Here is a 17,411-nt window from a genome sequence, read left to right as displayed (position 1 = left end):
GCGGCGGCTTTCGTAGGATGGCGTAGAGCGAAGCGAAACCCATGCGGTGGCGGTGGCAGAAATCCTTTGGTGCCCGGAAAGCACCGTGTTTGAGCTCCTGCATTAAAACCACAACAGCTAACGCACACAGAGCCAATTCATTCGCCCAGGGCGAGGGCGGCACAGCAGCCCCTTGAGAGCCAGGCAGGGCAGGCCTTCGGCCTGCTTGGCGACTGAAGTCGCCCCTACAAAACCGGTTCGTACCGGCTTCTATTCTTATTCGATAACGGTATTTCCGCTGCGGTCCTTATGCTCGCTATCCTCGTGCCATAACTTGTTATAACAAGTAAGGATCGCGAGCGAACGACATGGCCGAACTGCTTCCCCTTTCCCCGGTGCCCCTCTACAGCCAGCTCAAGGAGTTGCTGCGCGGGCGCATCCTCGATGGCACCTATCCACCCCACAGCCGCATGCCCTCGGAAAGCGAGCTGGGCAAGGCCTTCGACGTCAGCCGCATCACCGTGCGCCAGGCGCTGGGTGACCTGCAGAAGGAAGGGCTGATCTTCAAGATCCACGGCAAGGGCACCTTCGTCGCCAAGCCCAAGGCCTTCCAGAACGTCTCCACCCTGCAGGGCCTGGCCGAGTCCATGACCCAGATGGGCTACGAGGTGCTCAACCGCCTGCGCAGCTTCAAGCAGGTGCCGGCCAGCGCGCTGGTGGCCGAGCGGCTGCAGGTGGAGGAGGGCAGCCCGGTGATCGAGATCAAGCGCGTGCGCCTGATCAACCGCGAGCCGGTGTCCCTGGAACTCACCTGGCTGCCCCTGGCGGTGGGCGAGAAGCTGGAGAAGGCCGACCTGGTCACCCGCGACATCTTCCTCATCCTCGAGAACGACTGCGGCATTCCCTTGGGCCACGCCGACCTGGCCATCGACGCCGTGCTCGCCGACAGCGACCTGACCCAGGCACTGGACGTGGAGGAGGGCTCGCCGATCATGCGCATCGAGCGCCTGACCCACACCGCCGACGGCGCGCCGCTGGACTTCGAACACCTCTACTACCGCGGCGATGCCTTCCAGTACCGCCTGCGCATCGACCGCCAGAAGGGAGCACAGGCATGAACACCCTGGAGCAGGAATACGACATCGTCGTCATCGGCGGCGGCACCGCCGGCCCCATGGCCGCGATCAAGGCCAAGGAGAAGAACCGCGAGCTGCGCTTGCTGCTGGTGGACAAGGCCAACGTCAAGCGCAGCGGCGCCATCAGCATGGGCATGGACGGCCTGAACAACGCCATCATCCCCGGCCACGCGACGCCCGAGCAGTACACCAAGGAAATCACCGTGGCCAACGACGGCATCGTCAACCAGGCCGCCGTCTACGCCTACGCCACCCACAGCTTCGAGACCATCGAGCAGCTGGACCGCTGGGGTGTGAAGTTCGAGAAGGACGAGACCGGCGACTACGCGGTGAAGAAGGTCCACCACATGGGCGCCTACGTGCTGCCGATGCCCGAGGGCCACGACATCAAGAAGGTGCTCTACCGCCAGCTCAAGCGTGCGCGGGTGAACATCACCAACCGCCTGGTCACCACCCGCGTGCTGCTGGACGATGCGGGCGCCGCCTGCGGCGTGCTCGGCTTCGACTGCCGTAGCGGCGATTTCCAGGTGATCCGCGCCAAGGCGGTGATCCTCGCCTGCGGGGCCGCCGGGCGCCTGGGCCTGCCGTCCTCGGGCTACCTGATGGGCACCTACGAGAACCCCACCAACGCCGGCGACGGCTACGCCATGGCCTACCACGCCGGGGCCGAGCTGGCGAACCTGGAGTGCTTCCAGATCAACCCGCTGATCAAGGACTACAACGGCCCCGCCTGTGCCTACGTCACCGGCCCCCTGGGCGGCTACACGGCCAACAACAAGGGTGAACGCTTCATCGAGTGCGACTACTGGAGCGGCCAGATGATGTGGGAGTTCCACCAGGAGCTCGAAGGCGGCAACGGCCCGGTGTTCCTCAAGCTGGACCACCTGGCCGAGGAAACCATCCAGACCATCGAGGAGATCCTCCACAGCAACGAGCGCCCCAGCCGTGGCCAGTTCCACGCCGGCCGGGGCACCGACTACCGCCAGCAGATGGTGGAGATGCACATCTCCGAGATCGGCTTCTGCTCCGGCCACTCGGCCTCGGGCGTGTGGGTCAACGAGAAGGCCGAGACCTCGGTGAAGGGCCTCTACGCTGCCGGCGACATGGCCGCCGTGCCGCACAACTACATGCTCGGCGCCTTCACCTACGGCTGGTTCGCCGGCATCAACGCCGCCGACTACGTAGCCGGGCGTGATTTCGCCGCCGTCGACCCGGCCCAGGTGGAGCGCGAGCGCGAGCGGGTCTACGCACCGCTGAACCGCGAGCACGGCCTGCCGCCGGCCCAGGTGGAGTACAAGCTGCGGCGCATGGTCAACGACTACCTGCAGCCGCCCAAGGTGACCAAGAAGATGGAGATCGGCCTGACCCGCTTCGCCGAGATCGAACGCGACCTCGGGCAGATGAAGGCCAACAACCCCCACGAGCTGATGCGTGCCATGGAAGTCAGCGTGATCCGCGATTGCGCCGAGATGGCCGCCCGCGCCTCGCTGTTCCGCGAGGAAAGCCGCTGGGGCCTCTACCACCACCGCGTCGACCACCCCGAGCGCAACGACGCCGAGTGGTTCTGCCACTGCCACCTGAAGAAGGGCGATGACGGCGCCATGACCAGCTTCAAGAAACCGGTGGAGCCCTACCTGATCGCCCTGGATGCGGAAGAACAAAGCGCCTACGACCGCCTGCGGGTGAAGACCGAAGCCGCCTGACGAGGCATTGATCCCTACATCCCAAGAACACAGAGAGCCCCAAGGCTCCAAGGACCCGTGACATGGCCTTTCAACCCCAGGAAATCTTCTTCCGCAGCAGCGCGCCGGTGACGGTCGACGAAGACAAGTGCATCGCCCACAAGGGCTGCACCGTGTGCGTCGAGGTCTGCCCGATGGACCTGCTGGCCATCAACCCGGCAACCCAGAAGGCCTACATGGCCTTCGACGAGTGCTGGTACTGCATGCCCTGCGAGAAGGATTGCCCGACCGGCGCGGTGAAGGTGGAGATCCCCTACCTGCTGCGCTGATCCGCTTCACCCACAAGAAACGACACCCGCCATCCGGCCCGCCGCCGGACGCCTTGCCTGCAAGACCCCTCGTTTCCCACCACCGACGATGTGGCGGAGACGACAACCAGACCAATGATTCGAGGGGAACCATGAGCCTACGTGCAACCATCGCCGGCCTCGCGCTGGCCGTTACCACCGCGTCCGCCTCCGCCGAGACCATCCGCATCGCCATCGGCACCCAGGACACCACCATCAACTGCGCCACCGGCGGCCTGCTGATCCGCGAGCTGGGCCTGCTGGAGAAGTACCTGCCCCATGACGGCAAGTACAAGGACGCCCACTACGAGGTGGAGTGGAAGAACTTCACCAGCGGCGCGCCCCTGACCAACGAGATGGTCGCCGGCAAGCTGGATTTCGGCGCCATGGCCGACTTCCCCGGCTCCTTCAACGGCGTCGCCCACCTCGACGCCGGCAAGCGCAGCCTGTTCATCAGCGTGCTTTCGGGCAGCACCCGGGGCAGCGGCAACGGCATCGTGGTGCCGGCCTCATCCAGCGTGCAGTCCATCGCCGAGCTCAAGGGCAAGACCATCTCCGTGCCCTTCGCCTCCACCGCCCACGGCATGCTGCTGCGCGCCATCGCCGCACAGGGCTGGGACCCGGAGAAGGACGTGCGCATCATCGCCCAGCCGCCGGAGATCGCCGGCTCCGCCCTGCGCAGCAACCGTATCGAGGCCCACGCCGACTTCGTGCCCTTCGCCGAGCTGTTCCCCAACCGTGGCTTCGCGCGGAAGATCTACGACGGCTCCCAGGCCGAGGCGCCGACCTTCCACGGCGCGCTGGTGGATGCCGCCTATGCCGAGAAGTACCCGGAAGTGGTCACCGCCTACCTGCGCGCCAGCCTGGAGGCCGACCGCCTGTTCGCCGCCGAGCCGGAGAAATACAGCGAGCTGATCGAGAAGGTCACCGGCATCGAGGCCGAGGTGAACTACCTGTTCCACGGCCCCCTCGGCCTGCAGACCCGCGACCTCACCTGGAAGCCGGAGTACCGCCAGGCGGTGGCCACCTCCATCGACACCCTCAAGCTGCTGAAGAAGACCGACCGCGGCCTGGACACCGGCAAGTTCATCGATGACCGCTTCATCCGCGCGGCCTTCAAGGACGCCGGGCAGGACTACGACAAGGCGCTGAAGAACTACGCCCCGCTGCAGCTGGTGGCCAAGGACGCCGCCACCGGCCAGCCGATCACCGACTTCAAGCGCCTGGCGCAGATCTGGGTGCGCGGCGAAGACAAGGTGCGCCACTACGCCTCCCCGGAAGCGGCCCTGGCCGCCCTGGCGCAGCTGGAGCAGGAGGGCAAGGACATCCGCGCCATCTACGCCCAGGCCACCGACAGCGGCATCAAGCTGCTGGCCAACCAGGCCTGGTTCGTGCGCAACGACAAGGGCGAGCTTTCCGCCTTCCTGCTCAAGGACCAGGCCGAGCGCTACGCCCAGGCCAATGGCGGCACCGCGCTGGACTTCACCAGCGCCAACCAGAAGCAGGCCCTGGCCAGCCGCTGAATACGTAGGCCGGTGCTGAGCGCAGCGAAGCCCAACGCACCCATGCCGAGCGGGGCCATGCTGGGCCGCGCTCCGCTTGGCGCCAACCTGCAGGAGAAGCCCATGACATCCCTCTTTCGCTGGCCCCTGCGCCTCGCCTCCCTGGCCGCCTGCCTGCTGTTCTGGCAGCTGGCGGCCACGGCGCGGCTGGACCTGGGGCTGATCACCTTCAGCTACGTGCCCACCCCCGGCGCGGTGCTGGAGGCCGCCTGGCAGCTGGTGCATTCCAGCAAGCTGCTGCCGCACCTTTCCAGCAGCCTGGCGCGGGTGTTCGCCGGCTACCTGGCCGCCGCCATCGTCGGCGTGCTGCTGGGTCTGGCCATCGGCCGTTCGCGTTGGGCCGAGTACAGCCTGCTGCCGCCCCTGGAAGTGCTGCGGCCGATCCCGGCGGTGGCCTGGATTCCCCTGGCCATCCTGATGTTCCCGTCCTCGGAGCTGTCGATGGTGTTCATCACCTTCACCGGCGCGCTGTTCCCCATCCTGCTCAACACCGTGCACGGCGTCGAAGGCGTCGACCCGCGCCTGGTGGCTTCGGCGCGCAGCCTGGGTGCCGGGCGCCTGGCCATCCTGCGTGAAGTGGTCCTGCCCGGCGCCGCGCCGAGCATCGTCACCGGTCTGGCCATCGGCATGGGCACCTCGTGGTTCTGCCTGGTCACCGCCGAGATGATTTCCGGGCAGTTCGGCATCGGCTATTACACCTGGGAGTCCTACACCATCCAGAACTACCCGGACATCGTCGTCGGCATGCTGCTGATCGGCCTGCTGGGCATGGGCAGCAGCGGCCTGGTGAAGCGCCTCGGCGGCCTCGCCACGCCCTGGTACCGCACGCGGAGGAACGCCTGATGAGTGCCTTCGAACAGGTCGTCGAATCCGGCCGCATCGAGGGCCGGCAGCTGTCCATCCGCCTCGGCGAGGGCGCCCAGGCCTTCGATGCCGTGCAGGCGGTGGACTTCTCCATCGCCCCCGGGGAGTTCGTCTGCATCCTCGGTCCCTCGGGTTGCGGCAAGTCCACCTTGCTCGGCGCCCTGGCCGGCCACCTGCGGCCGCGTACCGGCACCCTGGAAGTGGACGGGCGCGCCGTGGCCGGGCCTTCGCCGGAGCGCGGCATGGTGTTCCAGCACCACACCCTGCTGCCCTGGCGCAGCGTGCTCGACAACGTCGCCTTCGGCCTGAAGATGCAGGGCATCGGCAAGCACGAGCGCCGTCGCCAGGCTGCCGAGTTCCTGGGCCTGGTGGGCCTTGCCGACTTCGCCGGGCGCTGGCCCGCGCAGCTCTCCGGCGGCATGCAGCAGCGCGCCGAGATCGCCCGCGTACTGATCAACCGGCCGCGCCTGCTGCTGATGGACGAGCCCTTCGGCGCCCTCGACGCGCAAACCCGTTCGCGCATGCAGGAGCTGCTGCTGGATATCTGGACGCGCATCCGCACCACGGTGGTGTTCGTCACCCACGACATCGACGAGGCGCTGTTCCTCGCCGACCGCATCCTGGTGATGAGCCCGCGCCCCGGCCGCTTCATCGAGGACCTGCGCCTCGATTTCCCACGGCCGCGCCGCGCCAGCCTGCTGACCAGCCCCGGCTTCACCCACCTCAAGCGCCACTGCCTGGAATTGCTGCGCCACGAGGAAGGCCGCGAACTGCCGCGCCTGACCCCGCTCGGCCTGCCCACCGACCACCCGCCCTTGCGAGTCGCGCTATGACCCACCGTGAAACCGACAACCCCGAGATTCTCGACCTGCTGCCGCGCCTCGCCGATGAGGACGCCGGTGTGCGCCGCATCGCCCTGATCGAGCTGGCTGACCTGGAAGACCCCGAAGGCCTGCCCTGGCTCACCGACGCCCTGGTGGCCGACGCCGCCGCCGAGGTGCGCGCCGAGGCCGCACGCCTGCTGGAAGCCTGGGAAGAGCCCGATGTGGTGCAGGCCCTCTGCGCCGCCCTGGCCGATGGTGACGAAGCCGTACGCCTGGCCGCCGCGCAAAGCCTGAGCGAGCTGAAGAGCACGGAAGCGGGGGAGCTGATCCTGCCCTGGGTGCGCCATGCCGACGCCTTCGTCCGCGCCAGTGCATTGCGCGCCCTGCGCGAGCTGCGCCTGGGCGCCGCCGCCACGCCGGCGCTGTATGCCCTGGACGACGCCGAAGCCGGGGTGCGCCGCGAGGCGGTGGGCATCCTCGGCTGGCTCAAGCGCAGCGATGCGCTGCCGGCCCTGGCGCGCCTGGCCAGCGATGACCCGGACACCGAGGTACGCCGCGCCGCCACCGGCGCCCTGGGTCTGGCCAGTGACGCCAGCGTGCTGCCGGCGCTGCGTGCGGCCCTGGCCGACGAGGCCTGGCAGGTGCGCGAAGAAGCCGCCACCACCCTCGGCAAGGTGGGCCTGGACGCCGCCGGCCCGGCGCTGCTCGCTGCCCTGGATGACACCTATTGGCAGGTGCGCCTGCGCGCCGCCCGCGCCCTTGGCCGGTTGCGCCATCGCCCGGCCGGGCCGGGGCTTGCCGGGCTGCTGGTGCACGGCATCGCCAACCTGCGCAAGGAAGCCGCGCTGGCCCTGGGTGAGCTGGGGGATACCTGGGCCGTGCCGGCCCTGCGCGCGGCGGAAGCCGACGGCGACCCGGAAGTGCGCAAGGCGGTGCGCATCGCTCTGGTGCAACTGCAAGGGGCGGCCTGATGGATGCCCCCGCCGGCCTGCGCAACGCCCGCAGCGAAGGGCGCCTGACCCTGGAATGGCGCGATGGCGAGCAGCAGGCCATCAGCCACGCCCGCCTGCGCGGCGCCTGCCCCTGCTCGCAGTGCAAGGCGGCGCGCCTGCGTGGCGCCATCGCCCTGGTGGACGAGGCCGTGCGCCTCACCGCCATCCACCCACAGGGCTACGGCGTGCAGCTGGTGTTCAGCGATGGGCACGAACGCGGGATCTATCCCTGGGAATACCTGCGGGGGTTGGCCGAGGCGCCGACGGTCCCGGGCTGAAGCCCGGGCTACGGAGCCGAGAGGCGCGGGAATCGGTGTAGGGGCGAATTCATTCGCCCAGCAGGCCGCAGGTCTGCCCTGTCGGGCATGGGACCGCTGCGCGGTCCTTGGCGACTGAAGTCGCCCCTACAGTTCGCGGTGCAGGCAGGGGAGCGATTCACCGGTGCTTAGAAATCCACTTCGAAGTGCCAGCGGATTTCCTGCTCGGCGAGGGCGTTGAGCACCCACTCGTATTCCTGCAGGTCTTCGAGGAAGTCGGTGGAATTGGACAGCGCGCGCGGCTCGGTGACCAGGTGGCCCTGCAGGGCACGCACGGTCTTGAGGCCGTCTTCGGCGGCGAACCATTGTTCGTCGGGCAGGCTGTCGCTGAGGTCCAGCGCTTCGCTTTCTTCCAGCAGGTCGGCGAAGTCGCCCGGGTCCTGGCTGACGAACGCCCAGAGGGATTTCACCTTGAGCCGTTTGCACAGCTCGTCGAGCTCGACCTCGTCCACGCTGGCCACGGCTTTGCCGTTGACGAAGTCATCGATGCCCGCGAGGGGCTTTTCCGGAACTATGTAGATGGCTGCACTCATGGCTGACGGGGCCCTGTCTGTGTTGATTCTCACTCCAGTTAGGCAGCCAGCATAGCGACAGTTCCCCCGAAAAAGGGGGAACGGCCAGGTTTGCCAAGGGGTTCACACGCGTTTCAGGAACTGCGTTGCGACCTCAGCACATGACGACAGAAGCCTACGCAGACGATGACGAATACCACTAGGCCCAGCCACTCGGCGGTGCTTGCGAAGCCCGCGCCCACCAGGGCCAGCGGGGCGTCCTCGCCGCTGCCGCCGATCAGCCCGGCGAGCAGGATGCCCATCAGGCTCTCGCCGACGATCAGCCCCGAGGCCAGCAGCACGCCGCGCCGCCGCGGGACTTCGGCATAGGCGTCCGGGTCCTGCCCGGCGGCGATGGCGCGCTTCTGCAGGCGGCTGTCGATCAGCCAGCCCAGCGCGGCGCCGATCACCAGGGTCATGCCGATGGTGGGCGGCAGGTAGATGCCCAGGCCCACCGCCAGCACCGGCAGGCTGGCCTTGCTGGTGCGGCGCAGGGCCAGGTCGACGAGGATCAGGGCGACGCCCAGCACCACGCCGATGAGGATCATGTTCCAGTTCAGCGCGTTCTTGAAAATGCCGCTGGCGATGGCCGTGAGCAGGGTCGCCTGGGGCGCGGCCAGGGCTTGCTGCGGGTCCATGCCCTCACGGGGCAGGGCGCCGGCGAAGCCGTAGGCGTTGTAGAGCAGGTCGAGCACCGGCGGGATCACCAGGGCGCCCGCCAGGCAGCCGACGATCAGCGCCACCTGCTGGCGCCAGGGCGTGGCGCCCACCAGGTAGCCGGTCTTCAGGTCCTGCAGGTTGTCGTTGGAGATGGCGGCGATGGCCAGCACCACGGCGGTGGTGAACAGGGCCAGGGCGATGGCGACCTTGCCGCCGGCCAGTTGCAGCAGGCCGGATTCCAGGCTGCCCATGCCGAGGATCAGCAGCGAGACGAGGATCACCGCGATGATGCCGATGCCGGAGATCGGGCTGCTGGAGGAACCCACCAGGCCGGCCATGTAGCCGCAGGCGGCGGCGATCAGGAAGCCGAAGAAGAAGGCGAACAGCACGCAGCCGGAAACCAGGCCCCAGAAGCCGAGGCCGGTGAGTTCCGGCGCCGCCTCGTGGAGGAAGAAGCCGAACACGCCGAACAGCGCCAGCAGCAGGATGCCCGCCAGTAGCAGGATGGCCCGTGCCGACATGTCGCGCTCGGTGCGTTCGGTGCTGATCTCGCCCTTGCCGCGCACGGCCTGCAGCGAGGTCCACACACCCTGGGCCATGGGCTTGAACAGGGTGGCCAGGGTCCAGAGCGCGGCGATGCCGATGGTGCCGGCGCCGAGGAAGCGCACCTGGGAGCTCCACAGCTGGGTGGCCAGCTCGCTGATGGCCTGGCCGGCGGCCGGAGTGGCATTGACCGTGAGCAGCGGCACCGCGACGCCCCAGCAGATGAGCACGCCGACGAGGATGGCGATGCCGGCGGTGATGCCCATCAGGTAGCCCGCGCCCACCAGGGCGAAGGAGAAGCCGGTGGTGAAGCGGAAGGCCGTCTGCCCGGCGGTGGCCCAGACGCTGATGCCTTCGCTCAGCACCTTGAAGCCGCTGCTGCACAGGCTGAAGGCCGCGGCCACCAGGCCGCCACCGAGGATGTCGCGCAGGCCGGGCTCGTTCTTGTCACGGGTGGCCGGCTTGCCGTCGGTTTCGGCTTCGTTGTCGCTGCCGACGCGGAGGATTTCCGCCGCCGCCACGCCTTCGGGGTAGGGCAGTTCGCTCTGCACCACCATCACCCGGCGCAGGGGGATGGTGTAGAGCACGCCGAGGATGCCGCCGATGGCGCAGATGGCCGCCGTCTGCCAGAAGGGGAAGCCCGCCCAGTAGCCGATCATCAGCAGGCCGGGGAGGATGAAAATGATCGAGCTCAGGGTGCCGGCCGCCGAGGCCTGGGTCTGCACCATGTTGTTTTCGAGGATGTTCGAACCCTTGAAGTAACGCAGCACCGCCATGGAGATCACCGCAGCGGGGATCGACGAGGCGAAGGTCAGCCCGACCTTGAGGCCGAGGTAGACGTTGGACGCGGTGAACACCAGGGTGATCAGCGCGCCGAGGACCAGCCCGCGCAGGGTCAGTTCGGGCAGGTCGAGATGGTCGGGGACGCGGTCCGTCATGGGGCTCTCCAGAGGTATGCCGGCGCGCATTCTGCCGGCAGGGGAAAGCCTAGACCAGCGGGTGCGGCCATTGGTTGCAGGGAACGGACGTGAACGTGCAGGGATCGGTCATGGTGTGGCGGGTGGCTGAAACCTGCAGGGGGGAATCGTGGGAGCGAATTCATTCGCGAAAGGAGCGCGAAGCGCTCCCCGGTATTGCCAAGGGCAGCCTTGCAGGCTGCTTCGCGAATGAATTCGCTCCTACAGAAATGGGCAGGAGCCGCTCAGAACGGCTTGTCGCCGAGGATGGTGGCGCGGTGCATCACGCGGCGGGCGGGGCGGTAGTCGTCGACGGCGAAGTGCTGGGTGATGCGGTTGTCCCAGAAGGCCACGTCGTTTTCCTGCCAGCGCCAGCGCAGGGTGAATTCCGGGCGGGTGGCGTGGGCGAAGAGGAAGCGCAGCAGGGCGTCGCTCTCGGCGGCGGTGAGTTCGTTGATGCGGGTGGTGAAGCCTTCGCTGACGAACAGGCCCTTGCGCCCGGTGACCGGGTGGGTGCGCACCACCGGGTGGCTGACCGGCGGGTGCTTGCGCTTGGCCGCTTCCAGCTTCTCGCGTTCGTCCGCCGTCAGGCTGAAGCGTTCCTCGGGGAAGGAGCGGGCCAGGTCGTGGGTGGCGGTGAGGCCTTCGAGCATCCGTTGCAGGGGCACGGAGAGGGCCTCGAACGCGGCGCTGCTGCTGGCCCAGAGGGTGTCGCCACCCACCGGCGGCAGCAGCTTGGCGCTGAGCACGGCGCCCAGGGCCGGGGTCTCCATGAAGGTGACGTCGGTGTGCCAGAGGGCGTTGTCGCGCACGTCGGTGACGGCGGTGTCGAGCACCAGCACTTCCGGCTGCTCGGGGATGTTGGGGTAGATCGGGTGGATGTGCAGGTCGCCGAACTGGGCGGCGAAACGCGCCTGCTGGGTGGGTTCCAGGGGCTGGGCGCGGAAGAACAGCACCTGGTGCTGGAGCAGGGCGGCTTCGATGCCGTCGCGGTGTTCGACGCTCAGCGGCTCACGCAGGTCGACGCCGCCGATAAGGGCGCCGAGGGCGGGGCTGAGGGGGGTGATGTGCAGGCTCATGGCGGTTGTCTCGAATCAGTGGTTCTGCCCGTGCCAGGGCACGAGCTTGCGCTGCAGGGCCCGCAGGCCGAGTTCCAGGGCGAAGGCGACCAGGGCGATGACGAGGATGCCGAGCACCACGACGTCGGTGACCAGGAACTGCGCGGCCGACTGCACCATGAAGCCCAGGCCCTGGGTGGCGGCCACCAGTTCGGCGGCGACCAGGGTCGACCAGCCGACACCGAGGCCGATGCGCACACCGGTGAGGATGTCCGGCAGGGCGCTGGGCAGGATCACGTGGCGGATCAGCTGCGCCTGGGTGGCGCCGAGGGACTGCGCGGCACGCAGGCGCGCCGGGTTGACGTTGCGCACGCCGGTGGCGGTGGCGATGGCGATGGGCGCGAAGATCGCGAGGAAGATCAGCAGCACCTTGGACAGCTCGCCGATGCCGCACCAGATGACGATCAGCGGCAGGTAGGCCAGCGGCGGGATCGGCCGGTAGAACTCGATCAGCGGGTCGAAGATGCCCCGGGCCACGCGGTTGCGGCCGATGGCGATGCCCAGGGGGATGGCCGTGAGCACGGCGGCCAGCAGGGCGGTGCCGATGCGCGCGAGGCTCGCCAGCAGGTGCGCCCAGAGGCTGGAATCCATATAGCCCTGGGTGGCCAGCAGCCAGCCCTTGCGCAGCACCGCCTGGGGGCTGGGCAGGAACAGCGGCTCCACCAGGCCGGCGGTGGTGACGGCCCACCAGACCAGCAGCAGGCCGGCGAGGGTCAGGCTGCTGATGGCGAAGGTGGAGAGGCGCCAGGGGCGCGGTGCGGGCGCCGCTGCTTTTTCCAGCAGGGGCAGGTCGAGGCTGCTCATGCGCTTCTCCTTTGCCGTTCGGCGAAGACCTGGGCGAGGACGTGTTCGCGGGTTTCGATGAATTGCCGGTCGGACTTGATCGCCCGCGCGCTTTCACCGGCGGCGTAGCGGCGGCCGAAGTCGAGGCTCAGGCGTTCGCTGATACACCCCGGATTGGGTGACAGCAGGATCAGGTCGGTGGCGAGGAATACCGCTTCCTCGATGTCGTGGGTGATCAGGAACACCGGCTTGGCGGCACGCTGCCAGACCTGCAGCAGCAGCTCCTGCATCTGTTCGCGGGTGAAGGCATCCAGTGCGCCGAAGGGTTCGTCCATCAGCAGCACACGCGGGTCGGCGGCCAGGGCACGGGCGATGCCGACGCGCTGGCGCTGGCCCCCGGAGAGTTCCCAGATCTGCCGCGTGTCGAAGCCGGCGAGGTCGACCAAGGCGAGCATCTCGCGGGCCTTGGCTTCACGCTGGGCGCGGGGGACGCCGGCCAGTCCGAGGCCGAAGGCGACGTTGCCGAGCACGTTCTGCCAGGGCAGCAGGGCGTCGTCCTGGAACACCACGCCGCGCTCGGCGGAGGGGCCCTGCACGGGCTTGCCGTCGAGGCTGATCTGCCCGTCGCTGGGCGGCACGAAGCCGGCGATGAGGTTGAGCAGCGTGGTCTTGCCGCTGCCGGAAGGCCCCAGGGCGACCAGCAGTTGCTGTGGCCCGAGGCTGAGGGAAATGTCGGTCAGTACCGGCTCGGCCGTGCCGGGGTACTGTGCGCTGATGCGCTCCAGCTGGAGTAAGGCCATTTTCTTCGACGCTCTTCTGAATGGGCCTGCCCGGTGACGCCGGGCAGGCTGGAGTCCATCAATTCGTTACGAACTTGCTACTCACATAGGGGGTGTAATCCGGCAGCACTGCCTCGACCTTGCCCTGCTCCTTGAGGAAGGTGGCGGTCTCGGTGATGGCCTGGGTGGTCGGCGCGCCCAGGGCGGTGGCCTGGTCGGCGGCCAGCGGGAAGACGTTGCCCTGCAGCAGCAGCGGGATGTCTTCGGCCTTGGCACCGGAGAGCTTCACGACCTTGTCGATGTTGGCCTTGTCGGCCAGCCAGGCTTGCGGGTCCTTGCGGTAGGCGGCGTAGGCGTCGAGGGTGACCTTGGCGAAGGCGCTGACCACTTCGGGGTGCTTCTCGGCGAAGTCCTTGCGCACGATCCAGGCGTCGAAGGTGGGTGCGCCCAGCTTGCCCAGTTCGCCGGAGCTGATCAGCACCTTGCCGGAAGACTTGGCCACGCCCAGGGCCGGGTCCCATACGTAGGTGGCGTCGATGTCGCCACGCTGCCAGGCGGCGATGATGGCCGGCGGCGCGAGGTTGAGGATGGTTACCTTGCTGGGGTCGATCTTCCAGTGCTTGAGCGCGGCCAGCAGGCTGTAGTGGCCGGTGGAGACGAAGGGCACGGCGATCTTCTTGCCGATCAGGTCTTCGGGCTTGCTGATGCCGGCGCCGTTGCGGGCGACCAGGGCTTCGGCGTCGCCGATCTGGGTGGCGATGAGGAAGGTCTGGATCGGCAGCTGGCGGGTGGCGGCGGCAGCCAGGGGGCTGGAGCCGACGTAGCCGATCTGCACGTCACCGGAGGCGACGGCGGTGATGACTTCGGCGCCACCGTCGAACTTGCGCCAGTCGATCTTCGAGTGGCTGGCCTTTTCATAGGCGCCATCGGCCTGGGCGACCTTCGCCGGGTCGACGGTGGTCTGGTAGGCGACGGTGAAGTCCGCGGCCTGCGCGGTGATGGCCAGGCCGCCGAGGGTCAGTGCCGCCAGCAGGCGACGGGGGAACAGAGAGCTGATCATGGTGGTGCTCCTAAACAGGCGACGGGCCGGTTTGGAGGCCGGGCCACGGGACGGGAATCGGGTGTTTTCTGTAGGTGTCCGGCGGTCCGGTGAAGCAAATCTAAATGATCTAAAAAACTCCGAATAAATAATATTTAGTCATTAGCTTATGAGTGCTGGCTACTTGCCCGGTGGGACCGAGGGCCCGGCTCGCGGGCCCTCGGGGCGATCAGTGGGTGCCGGGCTCCCAGACGGGCAGGGCCAGGGCGTCGACCTTCTTCGGCAGCAGGCCTTCGGCGAAGAAGGCGTCGGCGATCTTTTGCTGCTCGCCGAGGCTGGCCGGTTGCACGGCGCGCACCTGGTAGCTGCGGTGGGCGTTGGCCTGCTCGACGATCGCCGGCGCCAGCCCGCCCCATTGCGGGCCGAGCACCTCGGCCGCCTCGCGGGGGTTGGCGCGCAGCCAGTCGCCGGCCTTCACCAGCTCGTCGAACACCGTCTGCAGCACCGCCGGGTTGGCCTTGGCGAATGCGGTGCTGGTCAGGTAGTAGCGCTGGTAGTCGGCCAGGTGCGCGCCGTCGCTGAGGGTGCGGGTCGGCAGCTGCTGGCGGGCGCTGCTGAGGAAGGGCTCCCAGGTGACCCAGGCATCGACCTTGTGGTTCTCGAAGGCGGCGCGGCCGTCGGCGGGGGTGAGGTAAGCGGGCTTGATGTCGGAGAACTTCAGCCCGGCCTTGTTCAAGGCGGCGATCAGCAGGTAGTGGCTGCCGGCGGCCTTGGTCACCGCCACGGTGCGGCCCTTGAGGTCGGCGAGGCTTTTCAGTGGCGAGTCCGCGTGCACCAGGATCCCTTGGGCGGAAGGTGATGGCGCTTCCTGCGCGAAATAGGTAAGTTGCGCGCCCGCCGCCTGGGCGAACACCGGCACCGTGTCGGCGACATCGGCCGAGAGGTCGACATTGCCCAGATTGAGCGCTTCCAGCAGCGGTTGCCCGCTGGGGAATTCGTGCCAGCTGATGGCGATGTCCTGCTTGGCCAGCTCGCGCTCCAGGCTGCCCTGGGATTTGAGCAGGGTGATCAGGGTCGAGGATTTCTGGAAACCGATGCGCAACTGCTGGCTGGCGGCGTCCACGGGCAGTGCGGCCAGCAGGCCGATGCCCAGGGCGAGGGCGAGCAGGGCGGTACGGGTAAAGGGAGTGGCCTGAGCCATGGTGAACCTCTCGGATACGCCTGCCGACGATCGCGGGAGGCCGGAACGGGGAGCCTGCTTTCCATGAGAAAGCGGGACGTTCGTCCGGTTGTCCGGTGGCGAGAAGCTAGGTGATCTAAAAACACCGGGACCAATAATTTTTAATCATTAGCTTATGCGGCGAGATGAGAACGGGTTCAAAGCTCGTCCGTGATGCTTTTTATGCGATTTAGTTACAATAACGTGACAATAAATTCTTTTTAAGCCTTAGGCACCTTGCCCTAGATTGCCAGCCATCCGGGGTGGGGTGCTTTCGCTTTAATAACGCTGGAAATCCATGACCATCTGGTCATAATGGCGCGCTGTATATTTTTATATATAGCGCAGCTGATGCGCGCCTCACCTTTAAAACAACCAAGAAACAAGCACCATCTGGAGCACGAGCATGAACAAATCTTCCCTGGCCTTGGCCATCGCTGCCGGCGTCCTGGCCCAACAGGCTTTCGCAGGCGGTTTCGTCGAGGACAGCAAGGCCACCCTCGGCCTGCGTAACTTCTACATCAACCAGGACAACCGCGAAGGCACTGCCAACCCGTCCAAGCAGGAAGAGTGGGGCCAAGGCTTCATCTTCAACTACACCTCCGGCTACACCGAAGGCACCGTAGGCTTCGGCGTTGACGCACTGGGCCTGCTGGGTGTGCGCCTGGACTCCGGCAAAGGCACTCACTACAACGCCGGTAGCGATTCCTACGGCGGTACCGTATTCCCGTCGGAAGGCGATGGCCGTGCCGTGGACGATTTCGGCAGCATCGGCGTGACCGGCAAGGTCCGCATCTCCAAGACCGAAGCCCGCATCGGCACCCTGCAGCCCAAGCTGCCGGTCGTCTCCTTCAACGACGGTCGCCTGCTGCCGCAGACCTTCGAAGGTGGCCAGGTCACCTCCAACGAAATCGATGGCCTGACCCTGGTCGGTGGCCAGCTCGAACACGCCAAGGGCCGTAACTCCAGCGACGCCCGTGGCCTGTCCATCGGTGGCGCCAACAACGCCCAGACCGGCCAGTTCAGCAACAAGTTCTACTACGCCGGTGGCGACTACAAGGTCACCAAGGACCTGACCGCCCAGTACTACTACGGCAACCTGGAAGACTTCTACAACCAGCACTTCCTGGGCCTGACCCACCTGCTGCCGGTTGGCCCGGGCTCCCTGAAGTCCGACCTGCGCTACTTCTACAGCGATTCCGATGGCAAGAACTCCAGCGCCGCCGGCCGCCTCGAGGGCTACCGCAGCTCCGGCAACTGGGCGACCACCGATGCCGACCGCTACGAAGTCGACAACAAGACCTGGAGCGCCTTCTTCACCTACACCCTGGGCAGCCATGCCGCCAGCCTGGGCTACCAGCAGGTGTCCGGCGACAGCGCCTTCCCCTTCCTGAACCAGGGTGACGGTGCCACCGCGTACCTGATCACCGACCGTCAGATCGGCAAGTTCCTCAGCGCCGGCGAGCGCACCTGGGTGGCCGAGTACGGTTACGACTTCGCCAAGGCCGGTGTACCGGGCCTGAAGGCCGTCGCCACCTACCTGAAGGGCACCAACATCGAGACCCAGGGCAAGGATCAGGGCGAGTGGGAGCGTGACTTCCGCCTGGACTACACCCTGCAAGACGGCCCGCTGAAAGGCCTGGGCCTGTCCTGGCGTAACGCTGCCCTGCGCAGCGACGCCACCCGCGACCAGGACGAAAACCGCCTGATCGTGAGCTACACCCTGACCCTGCTGTAAGCAGCCTCATCGAGCCCCGCTTCCGCCCCTGGCGGAGGCGGGGCTTTTTTGTGGGCGCGATTTGGAGAAGGGTGGCGCATCCGGCGAGTTGCAGGGCGATCTGTAGGGGCGACTTCAGTCGCCCAGAGCTTCGCGAGCAGAGCTCGCTCCTACGGTACGGGTGCCAGGGCCGGTGCTTCCCGTGGGAGTGGATTCAGCGCTTCAGCAGGTTGGGTCGGGCAGCGTTCCGCGAGGTACGAAACCCATCGATGCGGAGTGCCCAGGACCCCATGGGTTTCGCTTCGCTCTACCCATCCTACGGGTCGCTGGCCGCACCTGGGTT

The 17,411-nt window shown here is 67.4% G+C and carries 16 protein-coding genes; 9 read left to right on the top strand and 7 right to left on the bottom strand.

Features of this window, described 5'->3' with window-relative positions:
- Positions 1-347 precede the first annotated feature (347 nt).
- From PSm6_RS08815 to PSm6_RS08780, 8 genes are all read left to right on the top strand, one after another.
- Positions 348-1,097, top strand: a complete 750-nt coding sequence (locus tag PSm6_RS08815) for a GntR family transcriptional regulator (protein ID WP_021222827.1) — start codon at positions 348-350, stop codon at positions 1,095-1,097.
- Positions 1,094-2,818 (top strand): fumarate reductase/succinate dehydrogenase flavoprotein subunit, encoded by a 1,725-nt coding sequence (locus PSm6_RS08810; RefSeq protein ID WP_265170049.1) that lies wholly within the window; start codon positions 1,094-1,096, stop codon positions 2,816-2,818. The genes PSm6_RS08815 and PSm6_RS08810 overlap by 4 nt, the downstream gene beginning before the upstream one ends.
- A 62-nt stretch (positions 2,819-2,880) precedes the next feature.
- Positions 2,881-3,126 (top strand): 4Fe-4S dicluster domain-containing protein, encoded by a 246-nt coding sequence (locus PSm6_RS08805; RefSeq protein ID WP_021222829.1) that lies wholly within the window; start codon positions 2,881-2,883, stop codon positions 3,124-3,126.
- Positions 3,127-3,257: 131 nt separating this feature from the next.
- Positions 3,258-4,667, top strand: a complete 1,410-nt coding sequence (locus PSm6_RS08800; protein WP_265170048.1) for an ABC transporter substrate-binding protein — start codon at positions 3,258-3,260, stop codon at positions 4,665-4,667.
- 102 nt (positions 4,668-4,769) lie between these two features.
- Positions 4,770-5,549, top strand: coding sequence for an ABC transporter permease (locus PSm6_RS08795; protein ID WP_371877060.1), 780 nt, complete (start codon positions 4,770-4,772; stop codon positions 5,547-5,549).
- On the top strand, positions 5,549-6,403 hold the full coding sequence (locus tag PSm6_RS08790) for an ABC transporter ATP-binding protein (RefSeq protein ID WP_263401039.1): 855 nt from the start codon (positions 5,549-5,551) through the stop codon (positions 6,401-6,403). The genes PSm6_RS08795 and PSm6_RS08790 overlap by 1 nt, the downstream gene beginning before the upstream one ends.
- Complete coding sequence (locus PSm6_RS08785; protein ID WP_265170047.1) at positions 6,400-7,365, top strand: HEAT repeat domain-containing protein; 966 nt, start codon at positions 6,400-6,402, stop codon at positions 7,363-7,365. Before PSm6_RS08790 ends, PSm6_RS08785 begins: the two co-directional genes overlap by 4 nt.
- Positions 7,365-7,664 carry a DUF971 domain-containing protein gene (locus PSm6_RS08780; RefSeq protein WP_021222834.1) on the top strand — a complete coding sequence of 100 codons (300 nt, stop codon included), beginning with the start codon at positions 7,365-7,367 and terminating at the stop codon, positions 7,662-7,664. Before PSm6_RS08785 ends, PSm6_RS08780 begins: the two co-directional genes overlap by 1 nt.
- Before the next feature lie 167 nt (positions 7,665-7,831).
- Here the strand turns inward: PSm6_RS08780 and PSm6_RS08775 are convergent, their stop codons facing one another.
- From PSm6_RS08775 to PSm6_RS08745, 7 genes are all read right to left on the bottom strand, one after another.
- Positions 7,832-8,236, bottom strand: a complete 405-nt coding sequence (locus tag PSm6_RS08775) for a hypothetical protein (RefSeq protein WP_263401037.1) — start codon at positions 8,234-8,236, stop codon at positions 7,832-7,834.
- Between the two features lie 113 nt (positions 8,237-8,349).
- Positions 8,350-10,395 (bottom strand): OPT family oligopeptide transporter, encoded by a 2,046-nt coding sequence (locus tag PSm6_RS08770; protein WP_265170046.1) that lies wholly within the window; start codon positions 10,393-10,395, stop codon positions 8,350-8,352.
- Positions 10,396-10,658: 263 nt separating this feature from the next.
- Entirely contained in the window at positions 10,659-11,492 is an 834-nt protein-coding gene (gene tauD / locus PSm6_RS08765) for a taurine dioxygenase (protein ID WP_265170045.1), read from the bottom strand.
- 15 nt (positions 11,493-11,507) lie between these two features.
- A complete protein-coding gene (gene tauC / locus PSm6_RS08760) occupies positions 11,508-12,335 on the bottom strand; it encodes a taurine ABC transporter permease TauC (protein WP_265170044.1) in 828 nt (275 codons plus the stop codon).
- Positions 12,332-13,114, bottom strand: coding sequence for a taurine ABC transporter ATP-binding subunit (tauB, locus tag PSm6_RS08755; RefSeq protein WP_265170043.1), 783 nt, complete (start codon positions 13,112-13,114; stop codon positions 12,332-12,334). Before tauB ends, tauC begins: the two co-directional genes overlap by 4 nt.
- Positions 13,115-13,172: 58 nt before the next feature.
- Positions 13,173-14,153 carry a taurine ABC transporter substrate-binding protein gene (gene tauA, locus PSm6_RS08750; protein WP_265170042.1) on the bottom strand — a complete coding sequence of 327 codons (981 nt, stop codon included), beginning with the start codon at positions 14,151-14,153 and terminating at the stop codon, positions 13,173-13,175.
- A gap of 208 nt (positions 14,154-14,361) precedes the next feature.
- A complete protein-coding gene (locus PSm6_RS08745; RefSeq protein WP_265170041.1) occupies positions 14,362-15,333 on the bottom strand; it encodes an aliphatic sulfonate ABC transporter substrate-binding protein in 972 nt (323 codons plus the stop codon).
- Between the two features lie 424 nt (positions 15,334-15,757).
- Here PSm6_RS08745 and PSm6_RS08740 point away from each other — a divergent pair, with 424 nt between their 5' ends.
- Positions 15,758-17,089, top strand: coding sequence for an OprD family porin (locus PSm6_RS08740; RefSeq protein ID WP_265170040.1), 1,332 nt, complete (start codon positions 15,758-15,760; stop codon positions 17,087-17,089).
- Positions 17,090-17,411 lie beyond the last annotated feature (322 nt).

Source organism: Pseudomonas solani (genome assembly GCF_026072635.1).
GTDB lineage: Bacteria > Pseudomonadota > Gammaproteobacteria > Pseudomonadales > Pseudomonadaceae > Metapseudomonas > Metapseudomonas solani.
Note: the sequence above shows the minus strand (reverse complement) of the source record. Positions and strands in the feature narration are given on the sequence as shown.